At 60.5% G+C, this 25,487-nt stretch carries 16 protein-coding genes; 8 read left to right on the forward strand and 8 right to left on the reverse strand.

Annotated elements, in window-relative coordinates; all coding sequences use genetic code 11:
* Positions 1-17: 17 nt before the first annotated feature.
* The 5 genes from AW06_RS06660 to gap form a co-directional block, all read right to left on the reverse strand.
* The gene (locus tag AW06_RS06660; protein WP_273704455.1) at positions 18-2,111 is read right to left on the reverse strand and encodes a M3 family metallopeptidase; all 2,094 of its coding nucleotides are present in this window, start codon (positions 2,109-2,111) and stop codon (positions 18-20) included.
* Between the two features lie 56 nt (positions 2,112-2,167).
* On the reverse strand, positions 2,168-2,944 hold the full coding sequence (locus AW06_RS06665; protein WP_273704456.1) for a DUF2189 domain-containing protein: 777 nt from the start codon (positions 2,942-2,944) through the stop codon (positions 2,168-2,170).
* A 62-nt stretch (positions 2,945-3,006) separates the two neighbouring features.
* Complete coding sequence (locus AW06_RS06670) at positions 3,007-3,945, reverse strand: phosphoribosylaminoimidazolesuccinocarboxamide synthase (protein ID WP_034947729.1); 939 nt, start codon at positions 3,943-3,945, stop codon at positions 3,007-3,009.
* 144 nt (positions 3,946-4,089) lie between these two features.
* Positions 4,090-5,529 carry a pyruvate kinase gene (pyk, locus tag AW06_RS06675; protein WP_034947742.1) on the reverse strand — a complete coding sequence of 480 codons (1,440 nt, stop codon included), beginning with the start codon at positions 5,527-5,529 and terminating at the stop codon, positions 4,090-4,092.
* 50 nt (positions 5,530-5,579) lie between these two features.
* Positions 5,580-6,578: a type I glyceraldehyde-3-phosphate dehydrogenase gene (gene gap, locus AW06_RS06680; RefSeq protein WP_034947552.1), complete on the reverse strand. Its 999-nt coding sequence runs from the start codon at positions 6,576-6,578 to the stop codon at positions 5,580-5,582.
* A 622-nt stretch (positions 6,579-7,200) separates the two neighbouring features.
* Here gap and AW06_RS06690 point away from each other — a divergent pair.
* The 4 genes from AW06_RS06690 to AW06_RS06705 all read left to right on the forward strand — a co-directional run bounded on the left by AW06_RS06690 (position 7,201) and on the right by AW06_RS06705 (position 14,538).
* The gene (locus tag AW06_RS06690) at positions 7,201-8,580 is read left to right on the forward strand and encodes a ribulose-bisphosphate carboxylase (RefSeq protein ID WP_034947558.1); all 1,380 of its coding nucleotides are present in this window, start codon (positions 7,201-7,203) and stop codon (positions 8,578-8,580) included.
* Between the two features lie 30 nt (positions 8,581-8,610).
* Positions 8,611-9,414: a CbbQ/NirQ/NorQ/GpvN family protein gene (locus AW06_RS06695; protein ID WP_034947745.1), complete on the forward strand. Its 804-nt coding sequence runs from the start codon at positions 8,611-8,613 to the stop codon at positions 9,412-9,414.
* A gap of 20 nt (positions 9,415-9,434) precedes the next feature.
* Positions 9,435-11,732: a nitric oxide reductase activation protein NorD gene (locus AW06_RS06700; RefSeq protein WP_273704457.1), complete on the forward strand. Its 2,298-nt coding sequence runs from the start codon at positions 9,435-9,437 to the stop codon at positions 11,730-11,732.
* A 469-nt stretch (positions 11,733-12,201) separates the two neighbouring features.
* Positions 12,202-14,538, forward strand: coding sequence for a S8 family serine peptidase (locus AW06_RS06705; protein ID WP_034947562.1), 2,337 nt, complete (start codon positions 12,202-12,204; stop codon positions 14,536-14,538).
* 798 nt (positions 14,539-15,336) lie between these two features.
* Here the strand turns inward: AW06_RS06705 and AW06_RS06715 are convergent.
* On the reverse strand, positions 15,337-16,125 hold the full coding sequence (locus AW06_RS06715; RefSeq protein ID WP_273704458.1) for an IS982 family transposase: 789 nt from the start codon (positions 16,123-16,125) through the stop codon (positions 15,337-15,339).
* A gap of 191 nt (positions 16,126-16,316) precedes the next feature.
* Here AW06_RS06715 and AW06_RS06720 point away from each other — a divergent pair, with 191 nt between their 5' ends.
* From AW06_RS06720 to AW06_RS06730, 4 genes are all read left to right on the forward strand, one after another.
* Positions 16,317-17,432: a phosphoserine transaminase gene (locus AW06_RS06720; protein WP_034947568.1), complete on the forward strand. Its 1,116-nt coding sequence runs from the start codon at positions 16,317-16,319 to the stop codon at positions 17,430-17,432.
* 41 nt (positions 17,433-17,473) lie between these two features.
* Positions 17,474-18,646, forward strand: a complete 1,173-nt coding sequence (locus tag AW06_RS06725) for a phosphoglycerate dehydrogenase (RefSeq protein ID WP_034947748.1) — start codon at positions 17,474-17,476, stop codon at positions 18,644-18,646.
* A 166-nt stretch (positions 18,647-18,812) separates the two neighbouring features.
* Complete coding sequence (locus AW06_RS20050) at positions 18,813-18,971, forward strand: hypothetical protein (RefSeq protein WP_273704459.1); 159 nt, start codon at positions 18,813-18,815, stop codon at positions 18,969-18,971.
* Between the two features lie 224 nt (positions 18,972-19,195).
* On the forward strand, positions 19,196-21,763 hold the full coding sequence (locus AW06_RS06730) for a glycogen/starch/alpha-glucan phosphorylase (protein ID WP_034947571.1): 2,568 nt from the start codon (positions 19,196-19,198) through the stop codon (positions 21,761-21,763).
* A 262-nt stretch (positions 21,764-22,025) separates the two neighbouring features.
* On the opposite strand, the gene AW06_RS06735 is transcribed toward AW06_RS06730, so the two are convergent.
* Both AW06_RS06735 and glgA read right to left on the reverse strand, forming a co-directional pair.
* On the reverse strand, positions 22,026-23,987 hold the full coding sequence (locus AW06_RS06735; protein WP_273704460.1) for an alpha-1,4-glucan--maltose-1-phosphate maltosyltransferase: 1,962 nt from the start codon (positions 23,985-23,987) through the stop codon (positions 22,026-22,028).
* A gap of 145 nt (positions 23,988-24,132) precedes the next feature.
* Positions 24,133-25,344 carry a glycogen synthase gene (glgA, locus tag AW06_RS06740; protein ID WP_034947575.1) on the reverse strand — a complete coding sequence of 404 codons (1,212 nt, stop codon included), beginning with the start codon at positions 25,342-25,344 and terminating at the stop codon, positions 24,133-24,135.
* Between the last annotated feature and the right edge of the window lie 143 nt (positions 25,345-25,487).

Consider the following 25,487-nt stretch of genomic DNA (forward strand, 5'->3'; position numbering starts at 1 on the left):
TCCAGGTCCTCAAAGTCTTACGTCGCGATCATGCCACGGTGCCGCAGCAGGGCGTCGACCTGCGGTTCGCGGCCGCGGAAAGCGCGGAAATTGTCGATCGCCGAACGGCTGCCGCCGGTCGACAGGATTTCGTTGAGGAAACGCTGTCCGGTGGCCTGGTCAAAAGGGTTGCCGGTTTCTTCGAAAGCGCCGTAGCAATCGGCCGAAAGCACCTCGGCCCATTTGTAGCTGTAGTAGCCGGCACCGTAACCGCCGGCGAAGATGTGCGCGAAGCTGTTCGGGAATCGATGCCACTCGGGTGGGACGAACACTGCTACTTCGCGGCGCACCTCGTGCAGCAGTTCGAGCACGCTGCCACCAACAGCCGGGTCAAAGTCGCTGTGCAGCAACAGGTCGAACAGCGAAAACTCTATCTGCCGCAGGGTCTGCATGCCGCTCTGGAAGTTTCTTGCCGCCAGCATCTTGTCGAACAGCGCGCGTGGCAATGGCTCGCCGGTGTCGACATGGGCGCTCATTCCCTGCAGCACGCTCCATTCCCAGCAATAGTTCTCCATGAACTGCGATGGCAACTCGACTGCATCCCATTCGACGCCATGGATGCCGGCGACGCCGATCTCGTCAACGCGAGTCAATAGATGGTGCAGGCCATGACCGGTCTCGTGGAAGAGGGTGGTCACATCGTCATGGGTGAAGGTTGCCGGCCGCAGTTTTCCATCCTGGTCGCAGACTGGTCGGGGAAAGTTGCAGTTGAGGTAGGCGACGGGCTTCTGGATGCCGTCACGGGTCAGCGTTGGCGACACCTTTGGCAGCCTGCGGCGGCTGATTGCCTCGTCCATCCAGGCGCCACCGCGTTTGGTCTCGCGCGCGTAGAGGTCGAGGTAGAACTGGCCGATCAGTTCACCCGCCGGCGTCTCGATCCGGTAGAAGCGCACATCCGCGTGCCATCGCGGTGCACTGTCGGGTTGGATGCGAACGCCGAACAGCGTTTCGATGACCGTGATCAGACCGGCGAGAACCTTGTCCTCGGTAAAATACTGCTTCACTTCGTGTTCCGAGAAAGCATAACGCGCTTGCAACAACTTTTCGGAAACGTAGGCGACGTCCCAGGCTTCCATGCGATCGAGACCGAGTTCGGTGCGGGCAAAGGCGCGCAGGTCGGCAACATCCTGCTCGGCAAAAGGCCTGGCCTTGACCGCCAGATCGCGCAGGAAGTCGAGCACCCGGGACACCGATTCGGCCATTTTCGGTACCAGTGAAACCTCGGCGTAGTTCTGGTAGCCGAGCAGTTGCGCCTGCTCGCGGCGGAGTTCGAGGATGCGTCGAATCAGTGGCGTATTGTCGAGTTCGGCGGCACCGAATTCGGCGGCGCGTGTGGCGTAGGCGCGATACATCACGGCACGCAGGCGGCGGCTGTCGGCGTATTGCACCACCGGCAGGTAGGAGGGCATGTGCAGGGTGAACTTCCAGCCGCTCTTGCCGTCTCGTTCAGCGGCTTCGCGGGCAGCTTGTCGAGCGTCGTCAGGCAGTCCGGCTAGTTCGCTCTCGTCGCTCAGTACTTCGGCAAAGGCGTTGGTGGCGTCGAGAAGATTCTGCGAAAACTTTGCCGAGAGCTGTGCGAGTTCCTCGGCAATCGCCTTGAAGCGCGGCTTGTCCTCTGCCGCCAGCTCCGCACCGCCGAGACGAAAATCGCGAATTTCGTGGTCGACGATTCGCCGCTGCGCCACTGACAGGCGCGCGTATTCGTCGCTGGCGGCGATTGCTTTGTACTTGTTGAAGAGCTGGAGGTTCTGCCCGACTTCGGCATAAAAACGTGAAACCTCGGGCAGCATGCCGTTGTAGGCGTCACGCCAGGCAGAGATGTCATTGACCGAGTGGACATGTCCGACCACTCCCCAGGCCCGTGACAGTTGTTCGAAACCGTCGAAGAGCGGTGCGGCGAAATCGGTCCAGGTGGCGGCGATGTCGTCGGTGGTCAGTCGCTCGATCAGCGTCCGGCAGCGCCCGAGCAGCGTACTGATCGCGGGTTGCACATCGGCCGGCTTCAGCACATCGAAGCGAGGCAGGCCGGAGAAGTCGAGCAGCGGGTTGTCTTGCAGGGTATGGTCAGGCATCCGGGATTCCGTGGTGATAAGGGGGAACGCGGTTTACAGTGAAGTGCTCAGCATGGCTAATATTCTACAAGGTCCCGATATGCATGCCACGAGGCATGGCCGAGCAGCGGCATGAAAACGATCAGACCGAAGAAGAGGGTGAGAAAACCGAGCCCGGTCAGTATGACCACAATCGTACCCCAGAGGATCATCAGCAGCAGATTGGCATCGACGCTTCGCAGACTGGTTCGGATGGCAATGCCGCAGGGGAGCTGGCGATCGAGCAGCATCGGTACCGAGACGACGGTGATGGAAAATACGAACAGGGCCAGCGCTCCGCCGATCATGATCCAGATCAACAGCAGATCGCGATGGTCGGCCGACAGGTGGATTTCTGCCAGCAATTCGAGAAGATCCGGGGTAATCGTCGGCGCCAGCAAGGCGAACAGCCAGGTCGTGATTCGTTCCCAGGTCAGCCCGATCATTGTCAGAAGCAGGCCCATCATGGCGAGTTCAGGCGCATTGCGCCGGCCACCGGCGAATGAACTGAAGAAAGTCGAAGTCTGGCCGGCTGCGCGGCGGCGGCTGATCTCGTACAACCCACCAGCGAGAAACGGGCCGACCAGAAAGAAGCCGGAAGTTGCGATGATGAACAGTTGCCCTTTGTGCCACGCAAAAATCGTGATCACGTCGCCAGCAATCGCAAACAACAGACCATAGGCAAGGCTGGCGATCGGGTTGGCGCAGAGGTCGGCCCAACCCGCCTCCAGCCAGGCGAACGGTCGGCCGACGGAGACGCTGCGGACTTGCGGCAGGATGTGGCTGCAGTCAGGGGGGCTTGGCTCCAGATACATGCGTTCTCCTCGCTGAGGTGGGCGTAGACGGACGTGTCTTGCTGCGGGTCTCCGTGCTTCGGTCAATCGACAAATGCTTCGCCGGTCAGGCGCTCGCATGCCTCTACGTATCTGGCGCGAGTGGCGGCGAGCACCGCTGGTGGCAGGCGGGGACCCGGCGCCTGCTTGTTCCAGGCCAAGGTTTCAAGATAGTCGCGGACGTACTGCTTGTCGTAGGACGGCGGATTGCTGCCGTCGTGATAGGCGTTGGCCGGCCAGAAGCGTGACGAGTCGGGGGTCAGTGCTTCATCGATCAGGTGCAGCGTGCCCACAGCATCGACGCCAAATTCGAATTTGGTATCGGCAATGATGATCCCGCGTGCCGCCGCGTATTCTGCGGCGGTGAGGTACAGCGCGATGGCCGCGTCGCGCGCCTGCGTGACGATTGCTTCCCCGCTCTGACCGGTTGCCGCCAGCAGTGCGGCGAGCGCCAGCGTACAGTCTGCCTGGGCGCGTTCGAACGAAACGTTTTCGTCGTGATTGCCGACGGCTGCTTTGGTCGCCGGAGTGAAGATCGGCTGCGGCAGCCGGCTCGCGAGCCGCAGACCGGGCGGTAGCCGGATCCCGCAAACACAACCGCTGGCCTGGTAATCCTGCCATCCCGAGCCGATCAGATAGCCGCGCACCACCGCTTCGATCGGTAGTGGTTGCAGGCGCTTCACGACCAGCGAACGGCCTCGTACCTGCGCTCGCTCGCTGGCGGCTACGACCGTTTCGGGGTCAATGCCGGTCAGTTGGTTGGGGATGATGCCGGCGAGTCTGGCGAACCAGAAGCCGGCCAGCCGCGTCAGCACCTTGCCCTTGTCGGGCACCGGGTCCGGCAGGATGACATCAAAGGCCGAAAGGCGATCGCTGGTCACGATCAGCAGCTTTTCGGTATCGATGGCATAAATGTCGCGCACCTTGCCGCGGCCGAGCAGCGGCAAACTGGTGATCGTCGATTCAAAGAGGGCTTCGGTCACGTTGTTGATCCATTGATTGAGTGCCATGACAAAGGAATGAGCCGGCGAGTGGATGGCGGGCAGCGTCCGCCGATCTGCCAAGAACTCTCGGTCGCCAAGCGACCGCCTGCAGGCGGGACACCCCCGAGCCCCGGTCCTGGGGGGTCAGATCATGTACGGCTGTGGATCGCCGACACGGACGATCTTCAGCGTATTGGTACCGCCGCTGGTCCCCATCGGATCGCCGGCGCTGAGAACGATCAAGTCTCCATTTTCCACGATTCCCTCATTCCTCAGCAACTGCTCGGCGTCGTAGAGCAGTTCATCGCGAGTTGCCGGCCGTTGTTTCATGAACAAGGGAAATACCGACCGGTAGAGGCTCATCCTGGTGACTGCGTCGGCTTGCGGGGTCAGAGCATAGACCGGAACCCCGCAGTTCAGGCGGCTCATCCACAGGGCCGTCGCGCCCGTTTCGGTGAGTGCGGCGATCGCCTTGACCTTGAGATGGTGCGCCGTCCAGAGGGCAGCCAGGGAAATCGTCTGATCGATACGCGTGAAGACCTGATTCAGGAATTCGTGGTCGAGTGTCACGGCGGCAGACTTTTCGGCTTCCAGGCAGATGCGGGCCATCGCCTCGACGGTTTCGACCGGATACTTGCCGGATGCGGTTTCGGCCGAAAGCATGACCGCGTCGGTCCCGTCGAGCACCGCGTTAGCGACGTCGGAGACCTCGGCACGCGTTGGTGCCGGCGAGGAAATCATCGACTCCATCATCTGCGTTGCCGTGATCGCCAGCTTGTTCTTCTCGCGTGCCAGGCGAATCATGCGCTTCTGCAGTGCCGGAACGGCGGCATCTCCGACTTCGACAGCGAGGTCCCCGCGCGCGACCATGATGCCATCTGAGGCGGCGATGATCTCTTCGAGAGCGGCAACAGCCTCGACCCGTTCGATCTTGGCGATGGTCTGTGCCTGCCCACCCGCTGCGTGGATCAACTGTTTTGCCATGTACATGTCGGCCGCACTCTTGGGAAAGGAGACGGCCAGGAAATCGACTTCGATGCTTGCCGCAGTGCGGATGTCTTCCATGTCCTTGGCGGTCAGTGCAGGCGCCGAGAGGCCCCCTCCCTGGCGGTTGATCCCCTTATTGTCGGATAGCTCGCCACCGTGGCGAACGACAGTGAAGATCTCCGAACCGACGACGCGCTTGACGTCGAGGACGATGCGGCCATCGTCGAGCAACAGAACGCTACCGGCTGAAACGTCACGGGTCAGCGCCTTGTAGTCGAGGCCAACACGCTCGGCATTGCCCAGTTCGCATTGGGCGTCGAGGATGAAGCGTTCGCCGTTCTCAAGCTTGGCCTTGCCGTCAGCGAATTTTCCGACTCGGATCTTGGGTCCCTGAAGGTCAGCGAGAATCCCGACCGGGCGCCCAACGCGGGCGGCCACCTCACGCACCATTTGGGCACGGGCAACATGGTCTTCCGGTTTGCCATGCGAGAAGTTCAGGCGCACGACATCGACGCCAGCGAGGATCATACGCTCGAGTACTTTGTCATCAGATGAGGCCGGACCGAGGGTGGCAACAATCTTGGTATCGCGTGACAACATGGAGTTTCCTTGCGAGAGGGGCGCCCGAAAGCGCCCCTGATGGTCGGTTAGCGGGCCATTACCCGGACCATTTCCAGCACCTTGCAGGAATAGCCCCATTCGTTGTCATACCACGAAACGACCTTGACAAAAGTGCTGTCGAGGGCCATCCCGGCTTCGGCATCAAACACCGATGTGCAACTCTCGCCGCGGAAATCGGTAGCCACCACCTTCTCGTTCGTGTAGCCGAGAATACCCTTCATCGGGCCTTCGGAAGCCGCCTTCATGGCTGCACAGATTTCTTCGTAGGTGGCGTCCTTGTTCAGCTCTACGGTCAGGTCGACGACCGAAACATCGGACGTCGGCACGCGGAAGGCCATGCCGGTGAGCTTCTTGTTCAGCTCGGGAATGACCTTGCCGACTGCCTTGGCCGCACCGGTCGAGGACGGAATGATGTTCTCGAGGATGCCGCGGCCGCCGCGCCAGTCCTTGTTGGATGGGCCATCGACTGTTTTCTGGGTGGCCGTGGCGGCGTGCACGGTGGTCATCAGACCGCGCTTGATTCCCCAGTTGTCATGCAATACCTTGGCGACGGGCGCCAGGCAGTTGGTGGTGCAAGAAGCGTTCGAGATGATCGTCTGGCCGGCATAGGTCTGGTCGTTGACGCCGAACACGAACATCGGTGTGTCGTCCTTGCTGGGGGCGCTCTGAATGACCTTCCGGGCGCCGGCGGCGATATGCTTCTGGCACGATTCGGTGGTCAGGAAGAGGCCGGTCGAGTCGACAACGATGTCGGCGCCTACTTCATCCCACTTCAGCTCGGCCGGGTCCTTGACTGCAGTCAGGCGAATCTTCTTGCCATTGACGACCAGGGTGTTGCCTTCAACCGCAATGCTGCCCTGGAAGCGACGATGCACTGAGTCATACTTGAGCATGTACGCCAGGTAGTCGGGTTCGAGCAGGTCGTTGATGCCGACCACTTCGATGTCCGGGAAGTTCTGTACGGCAGCGCGAAACACCATTCTGCCGATACGGCCAAAGCCATTGATCCCTACTTTGATTGTCATGAAACGATCTCCTTGAGAAATTACAACAGTGATCTCACGGTGCTAACTGGGTGGGTCACCGTGAGACCGAGAAAGTCAAACCACTGGCCGGCAGGTGCCGACACTCCAAAGCGATCGATGCCGACCACGGCACCGTCGCGTCCAACATATTCAGTATTGATCCGTGAGCCTTCGAGAGAGCGAAACGATCGCGATCCGGCCAGGGGATAGGCCGGGTTGTGGCGCAGGTGGCGACGCGGGAAGAGTGTTGCAACATCGGCCATCTCATCGGCATGCCAGGATGGCCGGAGCTGGCTTGGTGGACCGTGCCCATGGCAAAGGCGCGGACGACGCTGGTCAGGGGGGGAAGCGCAGTAGGCACGATATTTCGCTGGTTCGGGGCAGGGGGGTCAGTCGCATGAGCAAATTATCCGCCAAAATGGAAGGCTGTGCCACTGTCCGTTACGAAGCATGGGTGGGCATCGGGCGGGGACTGGTTCCATTCTCTGGCGAGTGCTCAATAAGAAAGTAAAAACTAACTATAAATAGAAAAAAGTTTAACTTTTAATAATCAATATGGCCGCCTAAACTTGTCGCACATTATCCAACACGGCATCTACCCCCTATCGACACGGAGACAAGCATGGACCAATCGAATCGTTACGCCGACCTCAGCCTGAAGGAAGAAGAGCTGATCAAGGGGGGCAAGCACCTCCTAGTGGCGTACAAAATGAAGCCGAAAGCCGGCTATGGCTATCTTGAGTCGGCCGCTCACTTTGCCGCAGAATCTTCCACGGGCACGAATGTCGAGACCAGTACCACCGATGACTTCACCAAGGGAGTCGATGCACTGGTCTATTCCATCGACGAAGCGACCGAAGACATGCGCATTGCCTATCCGCTGGATCTGTTCGACCGCAACATGACCGATGGCCGCATGATGATGGTATCGGTTCTGACGCTGATCATCGGCAACAACCAGGGCATGGGCGACATTGAACACGGCAAGATTCATGATATCTTCATTCCCGAGCGCGCCATTCAGCTCTTCGACGGCCCGGCCAAGGACATCTCGGATCTGTGGCGGATTCTCGGACGCCCGCTCAAGGATGGCGGTTACATCGCCGGCACGATCATCAAGCCCAAGTTGGGGCTGCGTCCGGAGCCGTTCGCCAAAGCTGCCTACCAGTTCTGGCTGGGTGGCGATTTCATCAAGAATGATGAGCCGCAGGGCAATCAGGTGTTCTGCCCGGCGAGGAAAGTGTACCCCCTGGTCTATGACGCCATGAAGCGTGCCATGGATGAAACCGGACAGGCCAAGATTTTCTCCGCCAATATCACCGCCGATGACCATTACGAAATGCTCCATCGCGCCGACTTCATCCTGGAAACCTTTGGCCCCGATGCCGACAAGGTCGCTTTCCTGGTCGACGGTTTCGTGGGCGGCCCGGGCATGATCACCACCGCCCGCCGGCAATACCCCAACCAATATCTGCACTATCACCGTGCCGGTCACGGCATGATCACCTCGCCGTCCGCCAAGCGCGGCTACACGGCATTCGTGCTGGGCAAGATGGCGCGTCTGCAGGGGGCATCCGGCATCCATGTCGGTACCATGGGCTTTGGCAAGATGGAAGGCGAGAGCTCGGACAAGAACATCTGCTACATGCTGGAGCGTGACGAGTGCCAGGGTCCGGTCTATTACCAGAAGTGGTACGGCATGAAGCCGACCACCTCGATCATCTCCGGTGGCATGAATGCACTGCGTTTGCCGGGGTTCTTCGAGAATCTCGGCCACGGCAACGTCATCAACACCTCCGGAGGCGGTTCCTATGGCCACATCGACAGCCCGGCGGCTGGCGCGCTTTCGCTGCGGCAGGCTTACGAGTGCTGGAAGGCTGGCGCCGATCCGATCGAGTGGGCGAGGGAGCACCGGGAGTTCGCACGTGCCTTCGAGTCCTTCCCAGGTGACGCCGACAGGCTCTATCCGGGTTGGCGCGAGAAGCTCGGCGTTCATCGTTGAGATCGGATGAGCGAACACGAGGGACAGGAAATGACCGACAAGGAGCAATTCAGGGTAATCGAGGAACCTTTTTACCAGCCGCAAGGAAACGAGCTGGCTCTGTACGAAGCCGCTTACGCGGCGCGCCTGCCGGTGATGGTCAAGGGGCCGACCGGCTGCGGCAAGTCCCGCTTCATCGAATACATGGCCTGGAAGCTTGGCAAGCCGCTGATCACCGTTGCCTGCAACGAAGACATGACTGCTTCCGATCTGGTCGGGCGTTACCTGCTCGAAGCCAACGGCACACGCTGGCTCGACGGGCCGCTGACCATCGCCGCGCGCATCGGCGCGATCTGTTACCTCGACGAAATTGTCGAGGCGCGTCAGGACACGACAGTGGTGATCCATCCATTGACTGACCACCGGCGTACTCTGCCGCTCGACAAGAAGGGCGAGTTGATCCACGCGCATCCCGATTTTCAACTGGTCATTTCGTACAACCCTGGCTATCAGAGCTTGATGAAAGACCTCAAGCAGTCGACCAAGCAGCGTTTTACGGCTTTCGAGTTCGACTACCCCGATGCCGATCTCGAGGCCGCCATCCTTTGCAGTGAAAGCGGTATCGATAGCCGCATTGCCGGGCAACTGGTGAACATCGGCGCCTCCGCCCGCCGGCTCAAAGGTCATGGTCTCGATGAAGGGATCTCGACGCGTCTGCTGGTCTACGCGGCAACCCTGATCAAGGGCGGAGTCGCGCCCCGTGACGCCTGTCGAATGGCTCTGGTGCGACCGATCACCGACGACCATGATATCCGCGACACCCTGGATCACGCGATCGACGTGACCTTTGCCTGATCGTAATGGAATGTAAAAGCATGCCAGCAAACTCCTGCACAGACGAGCAGGCGGGTGCCGCCTGGGACGAACGCCTGCGCCTGTACCGCGAGCAACTCGACTGCCGCTTTCCGCAGGTCAATGAGGTCTTCGAGGACTGTCTGGTCGAGGCCTTGCGCGTGCTTACCGCCGAGGGCGTCAGCGCCTACCTCGACTACGCACGTTTTCTGAGTCGCATGGGGCGTGGCGTCGAACCGGTCCTGGCATTCCTCGAGAAGTGGCCAGCGATTGCTGCCATCCTTGGGGAAGACGCCTTGCCGCTGCTCACCCGGACCGTGCACAGGCTCTGGAAATCACCGAATGGCAAGGCCATCCTCCCTTTCCTGCAAAGCCTGGCAGCGGTCTCCCGACGGCTGGGGGCACGCGAGCAGATGCAACATTACCTGGACCTTGCGGTGGACTTCATGGAGCGCACCACCGGTTCAATCCATGGTATCCACCAGACCTTCGCCAGCCCAGGGCTCCCGGAGTTTTTCGCCCAGGCGCCGCGGCTGCTCAATGCGCTGACCATCACCGGGCTAAGAAACTGGCTTGACTACGGCATCCGCAACTACCACAACCATCCCGAACGCCAGCGTGCCTACTTCAGCCTGCAGTCGGCCGACAGCCGCGCCGTGCTGCACCGCGAGCGGCACGGCACGCTCCTGCTCGACAACGAACGCCGGCTCGATCTCTACCTGCGTGCTCTGTGGCAAGACAGCGCGCAACTGGTTCCTTACGCCAGCGACATCGACCAGGCACGGCCGTCGGTTCCCTACGACGACCCATCGGGAATCCGTCTGCCCGACGTGCTCGACGACGCCGGTGGTGTTTCCGGCATCGACCGCTACCGCGTGACACTGGCCCATATCGCAGCGCATCGGCGCTGGAGCCAACCGATGTTTGCCGACAACTTCAGCCCCATGCAGCGCATGGCGATCGAGTTCTTCGAAGACTGTCGCATCGAAACGCTGATCCTGCGCGTCTATCCTGGCCTGCGTGGCAGTTTCCTGGCGCTGCATCCGAGGCCGGTGGAGGGTGCCTGCAACCCCGAGACGCATTCCTGCCTCCGCCATCGTCTGGCGATGCTGTCACGCGCCGTGCTCGACCCCGAGCACGGCTACCAGGACGTGCTCCTGCTGGAGTTCGTGCGGCGCTTCCAGGAAACGCTGCAGCAAGGCGATTCGAGCAGCGAAGAAATCGCCCGGCTCGCACTCTCCTACGTCGCACGCACCCGACGTCAGAGCGACCAACTGGCCAGCGTCTTGTTTACCGATAGCGAGGTCAGCTATCGCGACGACAATCGCCATCTCTGGCGCTTCCACGAGTTGAGCGACGACGAGGAAATGTTCGACGAGCCGCGTTCAACGACCGCCGCCACCGAAGTCGAACGCCTGCCGCCGCGCCACTACCCGGAGTGGGACTACCAGAGCCAGAGCTACCGGCCGGATTGGGTGAGCCTCTACGAATCGCTGCACCCGAGTGCTGATGCCCGTGACATCGAACGCCTGCTGGAAAAACACGCAGCGCTGGCTCGGCGGCTGAAGCGCCTGCTGGATCTGCTGAGACCACAGGAACGAGTCCGCATCCGCTATCAGGAAGAAGGCAGCGAACTCGATCTCGACATTGCCATTCGTTCGCTGATCGATTTCAAGGGCGGTGCCCATCCCGACCCGCGCATCAATATGAGCCACCGCAGCAGCGGCCGCAATCTGGCGGTGCTGCTCCTGCTCGACCTCTCGAAGTCGCTGGCCGATAGGATCACGGTAGGCAAGAACGGTGGCCAACAGAGCATTCTTGAACTCAGTCAGGAAGCAGTATCGCTGCTCGCCTGGTCGATCGAGCAGCTCGGCGACCCCTTCGCCATTGCCGGTTTCCACTCCGACACCCGTCACGATGTCCGCTACCTGCACCTCAAGGGTTACAGCGAAAGCTGGGGTGATCCCGTCAAGAGCCGCCTCGCCGCGATGCAGGCTGGCTATTCGACACGCATGGGCGCGGCGATGCGTCATGCCGCGCACTACCTCGGCGCACAAAAAACCGGGAAGAAACTGCTGCTTGTCCTGACCGACGGCCAGCCTGCCGACGTCGACGTTCATGATCCGCGCCTGCTGATCGAAGACGCCCGCAAATCGGTCGGTGAACTCGACCAGAAGGGCATCTTCACCTACTGCATCAGTCTCGACCGCAAGGCCGACGACTACGTCAGCGACATCTTCGGTCGGAGGTTTTCGGTGATCGACCGCGTCGAGCGTTTGCCGGAGCGACTGCCCGAATTGTTCATGGCGCTGACCCGGTAGCGGGGAATTTGCCTGCCGATTCCTTCGACGCCGAAACAGGAATCCCGGAGAGGGATCACAACCTCGGGTTATTATCAGAGGCGTCCATTCGGTTTCGCCGGTAGTTTCGAGGCTGACGAGCACGTCTCCTGGTGACGGCTCGTTCAGCGGACCCCGGTGGGCGAGAAACTCGGCCGCTGCCCGAACCTCGAGATCGCGGAGACGAGCTGCGATTGCTAACTCCTGGTCGCCGCGGGACGAGTTTGAGCCAGTCCTCGGCTGCTCTTCCGCGTGTTCTCGCAATCCGATCCAAGTTTGACGACCATTCATCGGGTGTCATACACTTCCCACAAGCCGTTCGATTACCTATCCATTGAAATGTGCAAGGTTAAATCGGCCGAAGAAATTCGTTTGTCGCCGTTGTTCATCGCAAGTTCTTTGCTTCCCCGCCTGAATATTTCATTCAACCTACGTTTTGGAGAGAGCGCACATGTCGATCACGTTCAACGATCCCTTGTTCTCGTCGCAGTGGTACCTAGTCAACACCGGCCAGCGCGGCGGAACTTCGCGCCTCGACATCAATGTGAAGTCGGCTTGGGACAAGTACACCGGCAAGGGTGTGATCGTGGCCGTCAACGACGATGGCATGGATCTTACCCATCCTGATCTAGTGGGTAATCTGCTGACCAACCTCGCCTACGACTCGGGGCGCGACACCGTCGGGCAGGGATTCGTCGGTGCGGCCAACTCGCATGGCACCGTGGTGGGTTCCATCGTCGGAATGGTCGCCAACGACGGCATTGGTGGTGTCGGTGTTGCATACGAAGCCAAGATCGTTCCGGGGCTTGCTTTTGGCGCGGCCGGCACCAATACTGCCAATCTGTTTCTGGCCAATCTGGCCGCGGGCGCGGGTGTCAGCGTCAACTCCTGGGGGTTAGATCCCGCGTTCGCCGAGAATTTCGGGGCTTCTGGGTCACTCTCCGACCAAGCATGGGGCGCGGCTCTGCTTCGCGCCGCGAGCGAAGCCCGTGGCGGCAAGGGAATGGTGATTGAAGTGTCGGGCGGGAACGAGCGTGGCAACAATGCGGACGCCGCCATGTCCAACTTCACCGGGAACAAGCTAACGATCGCGGTCGGAGCAATCACGGAGACTGGCGCGCCCACGCCCTATTCAACTCCGGGTGCGAGCTTGCTGGTAACCGCGCCGGGGGGCGTGTCCAGCGGCGACCAATCTTTGAATGAGGGTTTTGGCATCTCATCGGCGGACGTGCAGGGCACCGCCGGCTATAACACCACCGCCGGCGCGGCCGGCGACTATGCCTATCAGAACCAGGGTACCTCTTACTCAGGACCGATGGTGGGCGGCGCAGCGGCCCTGATGCTGCAGGCGAATCCGACTCTGGGCTTTCGCGACATCTCGACCATCCTGGCGCTCACGGCGCGCAAAGTGGATGCGACCAATGCCAGCTGGTTCCAGACGCACGCAAGCGACTGGAACCTGGGCGGTATGCATTTCTCGCGCGATTTCGGCTATGGCCTGATGGACGTATCGGCGGCCGTGCAACTTGCGGAGTCCTGGACCTTGCCGGCAGGTACGGTCGCCAACTGGCAAAATGCAGAAGGAGTATCGGCGACCGCTAGCGCCGCCATCCCCGACATCAGTCCGGCCGGGCTCACGGTGACGGCCAGCGTGGCCAGCAACGTGCGCATCGAGCGCATGGAGTTCGACCTCAATCTCACTGCCACCAACCCCAGCCAGCTGAGCGCCACTATCACTTCACCCAGCGGCACCACCGTGACGCTGTTCGATCAGCCACTGACCCGCAATCTGGTCAGTGGCGTACCCGACATGAGCACGCCCGAGCCCTCCTGGCCGTCCACCTTCACCATCGGATCGACGGCGTTCCTTGGCGAACCCAGCTCCGGAACCTGGACGCTGAAACTCACCGACAAGGTCGCAGGCGAGGTCGCAACGTACAACAGCCTGACCGTGCGTGCCTGGGGCTCGGCAATCACGGCAGACTCGCAATATGTGCTGACCGATGAGTTCTCCGTAGCGAACACCACGCTGACCGACTCAAGCGGCACGGATACGCTCAATGCCGCCGCTGTGACCGGCGCGGTGCGGCTGGATCTGATTGCGGGTGACCAGTCCACGGTGGGCGCGGGTCAATTCGCCATAGCTTCCGGCTCGGTCATCGAGAACGCGATCGGCGGTCTTGGGAACGACACGCTGATCGGCAACGCCGCCAACAATGTCCTGCGCGGCAATGCGGGCAACGACACCATAGACGGCAGTACCGGCATCGACACGGTGGTGTTCGGCAGCGGCCGGACCAACTACGCGCTGACCAAGACGGGTTCCGGCTTTACCGTCCTGGCGATAAGCGGGACAGACGGGACCGACACCATCAGCGGCGTGGAACGCCTGCAGTTCTCCGATGCCAAGCTTGCGCTCGATCTGGACGGCAACGCGGGCAAGACCGCCAAACTACTGGGCGTCGTATTTAGTCCTGCCTCGGTGTCAAACAAGCAGTTTGTCGGCATTGGTCTGAGCCTGCTTGATGGCGGGATGGCATACCCGGACCTGATGGGGGCGGCGCTGAGGGCTGCGGGCGCGACCAGCAATTCCGCAGTGGTCAATCTGCTATGGAATAACCTGTTTGGCTCTGCACCGACTTCAGAACAAGCCAAGCCGTTCGTCGATCTACTTGATAATGGCACCCTTGGTGCAGGCGCGCTGGGCGTCGCTGCCGCGGAATTGCAGCTGAATCAGAGCAACATCAACCTGGTCGGCCTGCAGCAGACGGGAATCGAATACGCGTAGTGTTTTCGATTCATCTGTCTTACAAGCCTGCGTACTTCACAAGTCGGCGCCGGCGAGGCGGCTTCCTCAAGCCACGCGGCACGCCAGCTCCGCTTCGCGCTTGGCGGGGGCGTCTCTGCGATGAAGGCGATGATTCGAATCTCGACGCCGCACTTGGGGCAGGTGAGCGGGAACACTTCGTCGATGCGCGCGAGCAGCAGCGCCCAGGCATATCGGGCTACCCAGCGGACGACGCTTCCTCCGCCACGGCATCCGCCATCGGCTGATGGCGGCTTGGGTGTCGCCGCCAGCGCTGTGACGGCTGATCAAAGCGGCGCATTGGGCGCCAGTACGCCATAGGTACGATGCAGGTGGAGATTGAGAGGCGGAATGGCGGAATCAGCGTGGCGAGGCGGTTCAGCAGTTCGAGGGGTGTCAGGATCTGGCTGACGCATCCGCCCGGCTCCGGCTTGCGGCTCTCATAGACGAGGTGCTTCGCATCGATCTGGCGCAGCCGTTTCTGCGCGAAGGCCGAGCGGGTGTAATAGCGCAGCAGGCGCTTCCGCCCTTGACCCGGCTCCAGGTCGGCAATTTTTGTGCCCGATTTATTGGCTGCGCCGGATTTCCGGGGTTATTGGCCGCTATTGACACGCGCCGGACGGAATAACTGACGATCCGTTTGCGCAGCGTCGCCTGCCATCGTGCCAGCGTTTCCGCTGTGAGGTGCATATCCTCAAAAGTTCGAGTTGCGAATGTTGGCGGTGAAGAACTCGACGAGGCGTCGGCTGCAGGACAAATTTGTTACGCGAAGTGCAACTTTTACACCGTGACCCAGCCTTCAAACTCTAGCAGTGGCCGGCCCAAGGACTGGTTGATCAGGACGCCCAAGGTATGCGCGGCCACCTTCCTGTAGATGCGGGAAACCAACGGCAAGAGTTTTCGCGCACCGTTACGTTCCATGGAAAAGCTTTCTGCCAGTTGTCCGATGACCGTTTCGATACGGCGGCGCACCGAGACGATTTGCGCCACGAACGATTTCGGACGGGAGTCCTTCATGTGGTCGCGCCAAGGCGTAGGGAGCGCGATCCCCATTCCGGACAGATCCTCGGTCAGGACGGGACGTATGAAGCCCTTGTCGCCGAGCAATGCCCCGCGAATGCGCTCCAGCAGGGGCAGGTCGAAGACGGAATCGCGTTCATCCATACTGGCCGCGGTCAGGGTGACGCCCGCAATGACGCCTTCCGCCGTCGTGAGAAGCATGGCGTGGAAGCCGAAGTCATACGGGTCTTGGGAGGCGCAGAATCCCCAATCCGCTTCCCCGCGGAAGAGCGTGTGGCGACTCACCCGTTTGGGGGGGCACACGGGTACCGGGAATCCGTCCACCAGAGGCACGGGAGCCTCGAACGCCCCCAGCGTCCCGGCCCAGTGTGGATGCAGGAGGGCTTTGATCTGCCCAAGGTTGGCCAGTTGCCGGACGAAGGTCGAACGGTCGCCCCAGTGGGGAAACCCGGTGGCCCCGTGTCGGCGCCAGTACTCCCCGATAGCCTTGTCACCGTGATACCCGAAAAACGCGCCGACAAACTCCATCATCAGACATGGATCAGACATGATCTGCAATTCACTGATTCAATGCTGCATTAGAATTTCTATATGCGACTGCCCTGGGGGGGCTGGCCTGCCTGCTGCCTGCGACGTGCCCCTCTGTTACAATTCCATGCTTGTCCAATGCTGGCTGGTGGACCTTCGGGGAGGCGCCAGCTCCCCCCGGTTTCTTTTCCCTAGATAGAGTAGAGGCAATCATGCAACCCACAGCGAAACCCAAAAACCCCAATTTTTCATCAGGTCCTTGCAGCAAGCGCCCGGGCTATGATGTCAGCGCCCTGGCACTAGACACCCTGGGCCGCTCGCACCGCTCGGCACTGGGCAAGAAAGCCCTTGCGCTGGCGTGCTCGGAAACCGCTCGCATCCTCGGTTTGCCGGAAGGCTATCGCGTCGGTGTCGTGCCGGGGTCGGACACGGGTGCGGTGGAAATGGCGATGTGGTCCCTGCTGGGTCAGCGCGGTGTCGACGTTCTGGTCTGGGAATCCTTTGGCGCGGGTTGGGCGACGGATGTGGTCAAGCAACTGAAACTTGCCGACGCGCGCGTCCTGAAGGCCGATTATGGTGACATCGTCGATCTCGCGCAGGTGAATTTCGATCATGACGTAGTGTTTACCTGGAACGGTACGACTTCCGGCGTCAAGGTGCCCAATGGTGACTGGATTCCGGATGAGCGCGCCGGCCTGACGATCTGCGATGCCACTTCGGCGGTTTTCGCCATGGACCTGCCCTGGGACAAGCTCGACGTGGTGACCTTCTCCTGGCAGAAGGTCCTGGGCGGTGAGGGCGCTCACGGCATGCTGGTCCTCGGCCCACGCGCGGTTGCCCGTCTGGAAAGCTACAGCCCGCCGTGGCCGCTGCCCAAGGTGTTCCGCCTGACCTCCGGCGGCAAGCTCAGCGAAGGCATCTTCCGCGGGGAAACGATCAACACCCCGTCGATGCTCTGCGTTGCCGACTATCTCGACGCCTTGCAATGGATCGAGGCGATTGGCGGTGTCCCGGCGGCGATCGCGCGCAGCGAGGCCAACCTGGCGGTGATCGCCGAGTTTGTCGCCGCCAACGACTGGATCGCCTTTTTGGCCAAGGATCCGGCAACGCGCTCGAACACCAGCGTCTGCCTGAGTGTGCAACTCGACGCTGAGCAGGTGAAGAAGCTCGTCAAGCTGCTCGACAGCGAAGGTGTTGCTTTCGACATCGGTTCGTACAAGGACGCTCCGGCAGGAATTCGCATCTGGTGTGGGTCAACCGTCGAGACTGCCGACCTGCAGGCGCTGATGCCATGGCTGGCCTGGGCCTATCAGCAGGTCGCCGCCTGATTCCCGTCATTCCACCGATCACCTATCCGGGTCACATTGCCATGTACAAGGTCAGAACCTACAACAAGATTTCGATCAAGGGTCTCGATCGATTTCCGCGTCAATCCTATGAAGTCGGTAGCGACATCGCTCACCCCGACGCTTTTCTCCTGCGCAGCCAGAAGTTGCAGGGTATAGACGTTCCCGCCTCGCTGCTGGCCGTCGCCCGCGCCGGCGCCGGGGTCAACAATGTTCCCGTCGCCGAGTACAGCAAGCAGGGGATCGTGGTGTTCAACACCCCGGGAGCCAATGCCAACGCCGTCAAGGAACTGGTGATGGCCGGCATGCTGCTGAGCGCGCGCGGCATTGTCGACGGCATGAACTATGTGCAGTCGCTCGCCGATCTGAAGGATCCGGCGGAGATGTCACCGCTCGTCGAAAAGGCCAAATCCCGCTTTGCCGGCCACGAGATTCGTGGCAAGACGATCGGTATCGTGGGTCTCGGAGCCATCGGCTCGATGGTCGCCGACATGGCGCTGGCGATGGGCATGACGGTGATCGGTTTTGACCCGGTGTTGTCGATCGATGCAGCCTGGCGCCTGTCGAACGAAGTCAGCCGCATGGAAAACCTGCAATCCCTGCTTGCCCGTTCCGACTACGTTTCGCTGCATGTGCCGGCGGTCGATGCCACCCGGCATATGCTCAACGACGACACCCTGGCAGTCATCAAACCTGGCGCCGTGCTGCTCAACTTTGCCCGGGACGCGATCGTGGATTCGGCGGCGGTCCTGCGCAGTCTTGACTCCGGCCGGCTCGGCAAATACGTCTGCGATTTTCCCGAGCCCGCTCTGCTCGGACACCCGCGAATCATTGCCATGCCGCACATCGGCGCCAGTACCGAAGAATCCGAGGAGAACTGTGCGGTGATGGCTGCCAACCAACTGGTCGACTATCTGGAAAACGGCCACATCGTGAACTCGGTGAACTTTCCGAAGATCAGTATGGAGCGCAGTCCGGGCACCTCGCGGATCACTTTCTCCAACGACAATGTTTCCGGTGTTCTCGGCCATGTTCTGTCCATTCTTGCCAACCACCAGGTCAATGTCGTGGACATGATGAACAAGAGTCGCGGCGAACTGGCCTTCAACATCGTGGACGTCGAGAAAAAGCCTTGTGAAGAGGTGATCAACGCCATCAAGGCGGTCGAACGCGTGATTCGCGTACGCGTGATCTAAGGTTCTCCCCGAAACGGCGAGCTGGGCCGACTCGCCAGTCGGACTTCATGTACAGCAGCCACTCCCTGTGGCTGGAACCAGGTCGATCGAAAGCGGGTCATAGGCCGGTCAAGGCGGTTTGGCGTCGACCTTCGCCGGCCCACCGCATCGATGAATGGAGGAATCCATGCCGCTTCAACTGCTCGCAAACCTGGGCTGGCACGAGGTCTCGGTCCTGCTCTTCGCGCTGTTCCTGGCGCTGGTCTTCTTTCTGGTCCTCCGTCAGAATCAGAAGGATTTTCTCGAAATCGAGGCCTGGGTGACTGAAGAGGAACCTGGGTTCTAGTCCCCGCGCGAGCGGCAACCCGGCGCTCTCCGGAGCATCTGGATGCCTTGGCCAATCGTCAGTGCATTACTCGGAACGAGAACGGTTGCGTTTGCACGGCGCAGCGTGCGCGGCTGCCCGCAATGTTATAGACTGGCCACGGGCGTGGATCGGAGGACACGAATTCACGGTCTCTTACACATCGATGAACAGGAAGGGTACAAGGGGCTGACATGAACGTTGAAATGGAAAAAGAAAATGCGCCGCCGGTAGAGGCGGTCGGCGATCTGCTGGTGGGGCGCGAAGAACGGCGTACCGGACTCAGTGTGGATGCGCTGCGACGAGCCATCCTCGACAAACTGGTCTATGTGCAGGCGCGCTTCCCGCAGGTGGCAACGCGGCGTGACTGCTTCATGGCGCTCGCGCAGGCAGTACGCGACCGCCTGCTGCAACGCTGGGTACAAACTGCGCGTACCTATCGCGATCGGGGCAGCCGTACCGTCTGTTACATGTCCGCCGAATTCCTGATCGGTCCGCAACTCGGCAACAACCTGATCAATCTCGGGATCTTCGACAAGGCCCGGCAGGCCACCCAGGAATTCGGGCTTGATCTGGAGATGCTGCTCGACCAGGAAGAGGAGCCGGGGCTTGGCAACGGCGGTCTCGGACGTCTGGCAGCGTGTTACCTTGACTCGCTGGCAACCCTCGAAATTCCCGCCATCGGTTATGGCATCCTGTATGAGTTCGGAATCTTCACACAGGCGATTCGCGATGGGCAGCAGGTCGAGCTGACCGACAAGTGGTTACGTGCCGGGAGCCCTTGGCTGATCCACCGTCCGAGCATCGCTTTCGATATCAAGCTCGGCGGCCATACCGAATTTCAGTTCGAGGCAAACGGCGAACGCCGCCTGCGCGTGCAATGGATTCCGGCAAAGGTGGTTCGCGGTACTGCCTGGGACATGCCGGTGCTGGGTTACGGAGTGAACACCCCGAACCGGCTCCGGCTGTGGAGCGCAGAGGCGCCGGAGAGTTTTGATTTCGCGGCCTTCAATGCCGGTAACTACTATCAGGCAGTCGATGCCCAGATTCGCTCCGAGACCATCACCAAGGTGCTGTATCCGAACGATGAAACGGAAGCGGGCCAGGAACTCAGGCTCGAGCAACAATACTTCTTCGTGGCTTGCTCGCTGAAGGACATGATCCGCCTGCAACTGCAGCGCGAGAAGAACCTCGATCATTTCGACGAGAAATTTGTTATCCAGCTCAACGATACGCATCCGTCGATCGCTGTGGCGGAACTGATGCGCCTGCTGGTCGACGAATATATGATGGAGTGGGACCCGGCCTGGGCGATTACCCGCAAGACCTTTGCCTATACCAACCACACGCTGCTGCCGGAGGCGCTCGAAAAGTGGCGACTGGCCTTGTTCAAGCGCGTGCTGCCGCGGCATTTCGAGATCATTTGCGAGATCAACCTGCGTTTCCTCGACGAAGTCCGGATTCGCTATCCGGGCGACGACGCGCGACTGAGAAGGATGTCACTGATCGACGAGGATGGTGCGCACTACGTGCGCATGGCGAATCTGGCGGTCGTCGGCAGCTTCGCGGTGAATGGCGTGGCCAGGCTGCATTCCGAGCTGCTCAAGTCGGATGTCCTCAAGGATTTCTACGAGATGTGGCCGGAGAAGTTCAACAACAAGACCAATGGAGTCACGCCGCGCCGCTTCGTGGTCCTGGCGAATCCGACGATGTCCGGGCTGATCGAGGAAACCATCGGTCCTGGCTGGGTGACCGACATGAAACGGCTGCGTGAACTCGAACCGTATGCCGACGATCCCGCCTTCCGCGAATCCTGGCGGCGGATCAAGACCGGCAACAAGAGCCGGCTGGTCGGCGAGATCAAACGTTTTGTCCATGTCGATGTCGATCCGGCGTCGATGTTCGACGTCCAGGTCAAGCGTTTGCATGAGTACAAGCGGCAGCATCTCAACATTCTGCACGTGGTTTCCTTGTACAAGCGCCTGAAGGACAATCCCGACCTCGTGATCGCGCCCCGCACCGTGATCTTCGGGGGCAAGGCGGCGCCGGGTTACTTCATGGCCAAGCTGATCATCCGGCTGATCAACGCCGTTGCTGACGTGATCGGACGCGATCCGGCGATGCACGGCAAGCTGCAGGTGGTTTTCTTTCCGAACTACAATGTCAAGCATGCCCAGTCGATCTTTCCCGCAGCCGATCTGTCCGAACAGATTTCACTGGCCGGCAAGGAAGCTTCCGGGACCGGCAACATGAAGTTCCAGATGAACGGTGCGCTGACCATCGGCACGCTCGACGGCGCCAACGTTGAAATCCGCGAGGAAGTCGGCGACGACAACTTCTTCCTGTTCGGGATGAGCACGCCCGAGGTCATGGAACTGAGAAGGACGGGCTACCGACCACGGACCTACTACGACGCAAACCCGCACCTGCGCGAAGTAATCGACCTGATCGCTAGTGGCTTCTTCACCAAGGGAGACCGCGAGATCTTCCGGCCCCTCATCGATCACCTTCTCAACCATGATGAATACATGGTATTGGCCGACTTCCAGTCGTACATTGATTGTCAGGCCAGAGTCTCGGAGGCCTATCTGGATGTCGATCGCTGGACGCGAATGTCGATTCTCAACGTTGCACGCTCAGGTTTCTTTTCTTCCGACCGGGCGATCCGCGAGTACTGCGACGAGATCTGGAATGTGAAGCCAGTGCGTATCGAACTCAGTCACCTGTCAGGCGAAGACATGCAGTTTACGCGTGCCATTGCCGGAGCAGATTGAGGGATCGCAGCCGGGGGGGCCGGTCTGCCCGGTTGCAATTAATGTGAAAATCGCGTCAGCAACGCACGAATCTCCCCCTCCCCCCACTTGCGGGGGAGGGGCGGGGGAGAGTGAATCGGCCATGACTTTCATGATCGGGGGGTGCCTGGAAAAGTCATGACCGGTTGCTTGCCGTGCAGGTCGCAAAAGCCGTTACCACCGCCCTGGCCAGCAGCGCCTGGTCGTCGGCCGGACTGACCGCCGGCAGATTGGCGAACAGCCGCTACCAGCGCCGGACCTTGATGATGTGCGCCATCTTCGTGGTCGGAGCGAGCTCGACATAGGCCGTCGGACCATGCCAGCGATAGCGCTCGCCGGAGAGCAGGTCGTGTGCCTGGTACTGCTCGTCCTCCGGAATTCCGAAGGTGCCCAGTGGCACATGCAGGATCGAGTGGTGCGCGTGGAAGGGGTCGAGATTGACCACGCAGATGACAATGTCCGAACGGTCTTCGGTCATTTTGGCATAGGCGAGGATGTTGGGATTGTCGGCATTCAGGAAGAGCACATTGTTATAGGTCTGCAGGGCAGGGCATTCCTGGCGGATCTGGTTGATCCGGGTGATGATGTCGACGATGTTGCCTGGGGCTTTCCAGTCGCGCATCTTGATCTCGTATTTCTCCGAGTCGAGGTATTCTTCCTTGCCGGGAATCGCCTCGTTCTCGCACAGCTCGTAGCCGCTGTAGATGCCGTAGACGCTTGACAATGTCGCGGCCAGCACGGCACGCATGATGAATGCCGGGCGGCCGCCGAACTGCAGGATCGGAGGCAGGATGTCGGGGGTATTGGCAAAAAAGTTGCCGGTAAAGTACTCCTTCATCTCGCCACTGGTCAGTTCGCTGACGTACTCGGTCAGGTCATGCTTGTGGTCGCGCCAGGTGAAGTAGGTGTAGGACTGGGCGAAACCGACTTTCGCCAACAAGCGCATCATCTTCGGTTTGGTGAAGGCTTCGGCCAGGAAGATGACTTGTGGGTGCTGCCGGTGCACTTCGCCGATCACCCATTCCCAGAACGGTACCGGTTTGGTGTGCGGATTGTCGACCCGGAAGGTGGTAACGCCCTTGCCGATCCAGAACAGGAAAATCTCAAGCATTTCCTGCCACAGCCCGGCGCGGTCGCTGGTCCCGAAATTCAGCGGGTAGACATCCTGATACTTCTTGGGCGGGTTTTCGGCGTACTTGATCGATCCATCGGGACGATGGAAAAACCAGTCCGGATGCTCGGCGACATAGGGGTGGTCGGGTGAACAGTTCATCACATAATCGAGTGCAATCTCGATTCCCAACTCACGGCAGGTGGCGACAAACTGGTTCCAGTCGTCCCAGGTCCCGAGTTGCGGCTCCAGCGCCATATGGCCGCCGTGTTTGTTGCCGATCGCCCAGGGACTGCCAACGTCGCCCGGCACGGCCACCAGACTGTTGTTCTTGCCCTTGCGAAAGCTATGGCCAATGGGGTGGATCGGCGGCAGATAGACGACGTCGAAGCCCATCGCCTTGATGTCGTGCAGTCGACGGATGCTGTCCTGCAGCGTGCCATGACGGTACGGCAGATTGCTTTGCGAACGCGGGAAGAACTCGTACCAGGCGGCAAAACGGGCAATGGGCCGATTGACCATGATCGTCAAGGGCGGTGTCATTTGATGGCCCTCGCTGCGATCAGGGTAGCTGGCCATCATGCTGTGCATGACTTTGCCGATGCCGAGGTCGATGGCACCACGCTGCTCACCGGCAGCCAGCGCAGTTTCAATGGCCGCGATGATGCCCAGCATCCGGCTGAGATCCTCGCCTTGTGCCACGGCGGCCGATTTCTTGAGAATCACCAGACCCTCCAGCAGTTCGCTCCGGAGGTCGGCACCGGGCACACTTTTCTTGGTGATTTCGTCCACCCACGACAGATAGATTTCGGCGTAGGCTTCGATGGTGTACTCCCAGCGGCCGATCGCGGTGACGATAAATTCCCCGAACCAGCGGTCGTTGTCACCCTGCGTCATCGCGCTTTCCTGCCACTCATCGTCCCCGACCTGGCGTATCTTGAGCACGGCCGCCAGCTTGAAGTGGCCCTCCTTGTAAATGTCGGCACTGACGGTGATTTTTTCGCCGACAACGCGCTTGATGGGGAAGCGGCCGCCGTCCACTTTCGGCTCGACTGCTTCGATGACTACACGAGGGTATTCTTTGGGAATCATCATCCTGCTCCTAAATCCTGAATCCTGGACCGGCGAGGCCGGACGCCTTGGGTCTGTAGGGGTGACGGCTGGTGCGCGCCGACAGCATGCACATGCAGGTTGACGGTCGCAAGCCGGTTGTCGACGTGGCCGTCGACAACCGCCGACATCACTTCAGCAGCGAATCGTAGAGTCGTTTCGTTTGTTGTGCGATGCTCGACCAGCTGAAAACTTCGCGCGCCCGCTGCTGGCCTGCTTCGGCCATCGATGCGGCGAGTTCCGGGTTGTCGAGAAGCTTGTTGATCGCCGCCGCCAGATCGCGCGAAAAGACATCCGGATTGACCGGCTCGAAAGGGGCTACATGCAGTTGCTCCAGTGGCACCAGGTAGCCGGTGACGCCGTCGATGACGACCTCCTTGATGCCCCCCACGGCACTCGCCACGACCGCGGTGCGGCAGGCCATGGCCTCAAGGTTGATGATCCCGAAAGGCTCGTAGATCGACGGGCAGCAAAATACCGTGGCATGCGAATAGAGCTGAATCGCTTCTTCCTTGCTCACCATCTCCTGTATCCAGACTACATTCTTGAAACCCTCCTGGCGAACACGCTTGACCGCAGCCTTCATCTCGGCCAGGACTTCGGGGGTATCGGGGGCGCCGGCGCAGAGTACGACCTGCGCGTCGGGATTGATGTAATGAATGGCATTGACCAGGTGGACGATGCCTTTCTGACGCGTGATCCGGCCGACGAAGAGGACCATCGGCTTGTCAGGGTCGATACCAAACTTTTCGAGGGCAGCGGTTTCGTCCGTCGGGTGGTACTGGTCGACATTGATGCCGTTGTAGATCACCGTGATCTTCGCCGGGTTGATGTCGAAATGCTCAAGGATGTCGGCCTTGGTTCCCTGCGAGACGGCGATCACAGCGTCGGCCATGCTCAGCGAGGTCCGTTCGACCCATGACGACATGTCATAGCCACAGCCGAGCTGCTCGCGTTTCCATGGGCGCAGCGGTTCCAGCGAATGCACCGTATGCACCAGCGGAATGCCATAGAGGGTTTTTGCCAGGATGCCGCCCAAATGTGCATACCAAGTGTGTACATGCACCAGGTCAGCGTCGACCTGGTCGCTCAGCGTCTGGAGGTTGGTTTCGAAGGTATCCAGCGCGCCGCTCAGTTTCTTGTCTACATGCGCGAAACTTCCCTTCCCGAAAGGGTAGCCCTTGATGCGCACGCCATCACTGCTGACCGCATCCTGATCACCGAAGGAGCGGACTTCGACATGCATCAGCTTGGCGAGTTCGCCAGACAGATACTCAACGTGAACTCCGGCTCCGCCGTAGACGTGGGGAGGGTATTCACGCGTCAATAGGAGTACTTTCATTGCGGTACTTTCTATGCTGTGGTTATGAGGTGGACGTGCTCTGGGCGCGTTGTATGAAGGCCCTCTCATTGTAGCGGGAAAGGCGTTGGCCGGCCATGTCGGCAGCGCTATCGGGCGTCGAATTGGCCTGCCTCGGGAGAAAG

Source organism: Candidatus Accumulibacter cognatus (assembly GCF_000584975.1).
Lineage (GTDB): Bacteria > Pseudomonadota > Gammaproteobacteria > Burkholderiales > Rhodocyclaceae > Accumulibacter > Accumulibacter cognatus.

What these genes read in the sequence shown, in the direction of transcription:
- AW06_RS06705 (WP_034947562.1), top strand. Translation starts at nt 12,202, where the DNA reads ATGTCGATCACGTTCAACGATCCCTTGTTCTCGTCGCAGTGGTACCTA.
- AW06_RS06660 (WP_273704455.1), bottom strand. Translation starts at nt 2,111, where the DNA reads ATGCCTGACCATACCCTGCAAGACAACCCGCTGCTCGACTTCTCCGGC.
- AW06_RS06665 (WP_273704456.1), bottom strand. Translation starts at nt 2,944, where the DNA reads ATGTATCTGGAGCCAAGCCCCCCTGACTGCAGCCACATCCTGCCGCAA.
- glgA (WP_034947575.1), bottom strand. Translation starts at nt 25,344, where the DNA reads ATGAAAGTACTCCTATTGACGCGTGAATACCCTCCCCACGTCTACGGC.
- AW06_RS06725 (WP_034947748.1), top strand. Translation starts at nt 17,474, where the DNA reads ATGTACAAGGTCAGAACCTACAACAAGATTTCGATCAAGGGTCTCGAT.
- AW06_RS06720 (WP_034947568.1), top strand. Translation starts at nt 16,317, where the DNA reads ATGCAACCCACAGCGAAACCCAAAAACCCCAATTTTTCATCAGGTCCT.
- AW06_RS06700 (WP_273704457.1), top strand. Translation starts at nt 9,435, where the DNA reads ATGCCAGCAAACTCCTGCACAGACGAGCAGGCGGGTGCCGCCTGGGAC.
- AW06_RS06695 (WP_034947745.1), top strand. Translation starts at nt 8,611, where the DNA reads ATGACCGACAAGGAGCAATTCAGGGTAATCGAGGAACCTTTTTACCAG.
- AW06_RS06715 (WP_273704458.1), bottom strand. Translation starts at nt 16,125, where the DNA reads ATGTCTGATCCATGTCTGATGATGGAGTTTGTCGGCGCGTTTTTCGGG.
- AW06_RS06690 (WP_034947558.1), top strand. Translation starts at nt 7,201, where the DNA reads ATGGACCAATCGAATCGTTACGCCGACCTCAGCCTGAAGGAAGAAGAG.
- AW06_RS06730 (WP_034947571.1), top strand. Translation starts at nt 19,196, where the DNA reads ATGGAAAAAGAAAATGCGCCGCCGGTAGAGGCGGTCGGCGATCTGCTG.
- AW06_RS20050 (WP_273704459.1), top strand. Translation starts at nt 18,813, where the DNA reads ATGCCGCTTCAACTGCTCGCAAACCTGGGCTGGCACGAGGTCTCGGTC.
- gap (WP_034947552.1), bottom strand. Translation starts at nt 6,578, where the DNA reads ATGACAATCAAAGTAGGGATCAATGGCTTTGGCCGTATCGGCAGAATG.
- AW06_RS06735 (WP_273704460.1), bottom strand. Translation starts at nt 23,987, where the DNA reads ATGATGATTCCCAAAGAATACCCTCGTGTAGTCATCGAAGCAGTCGAG.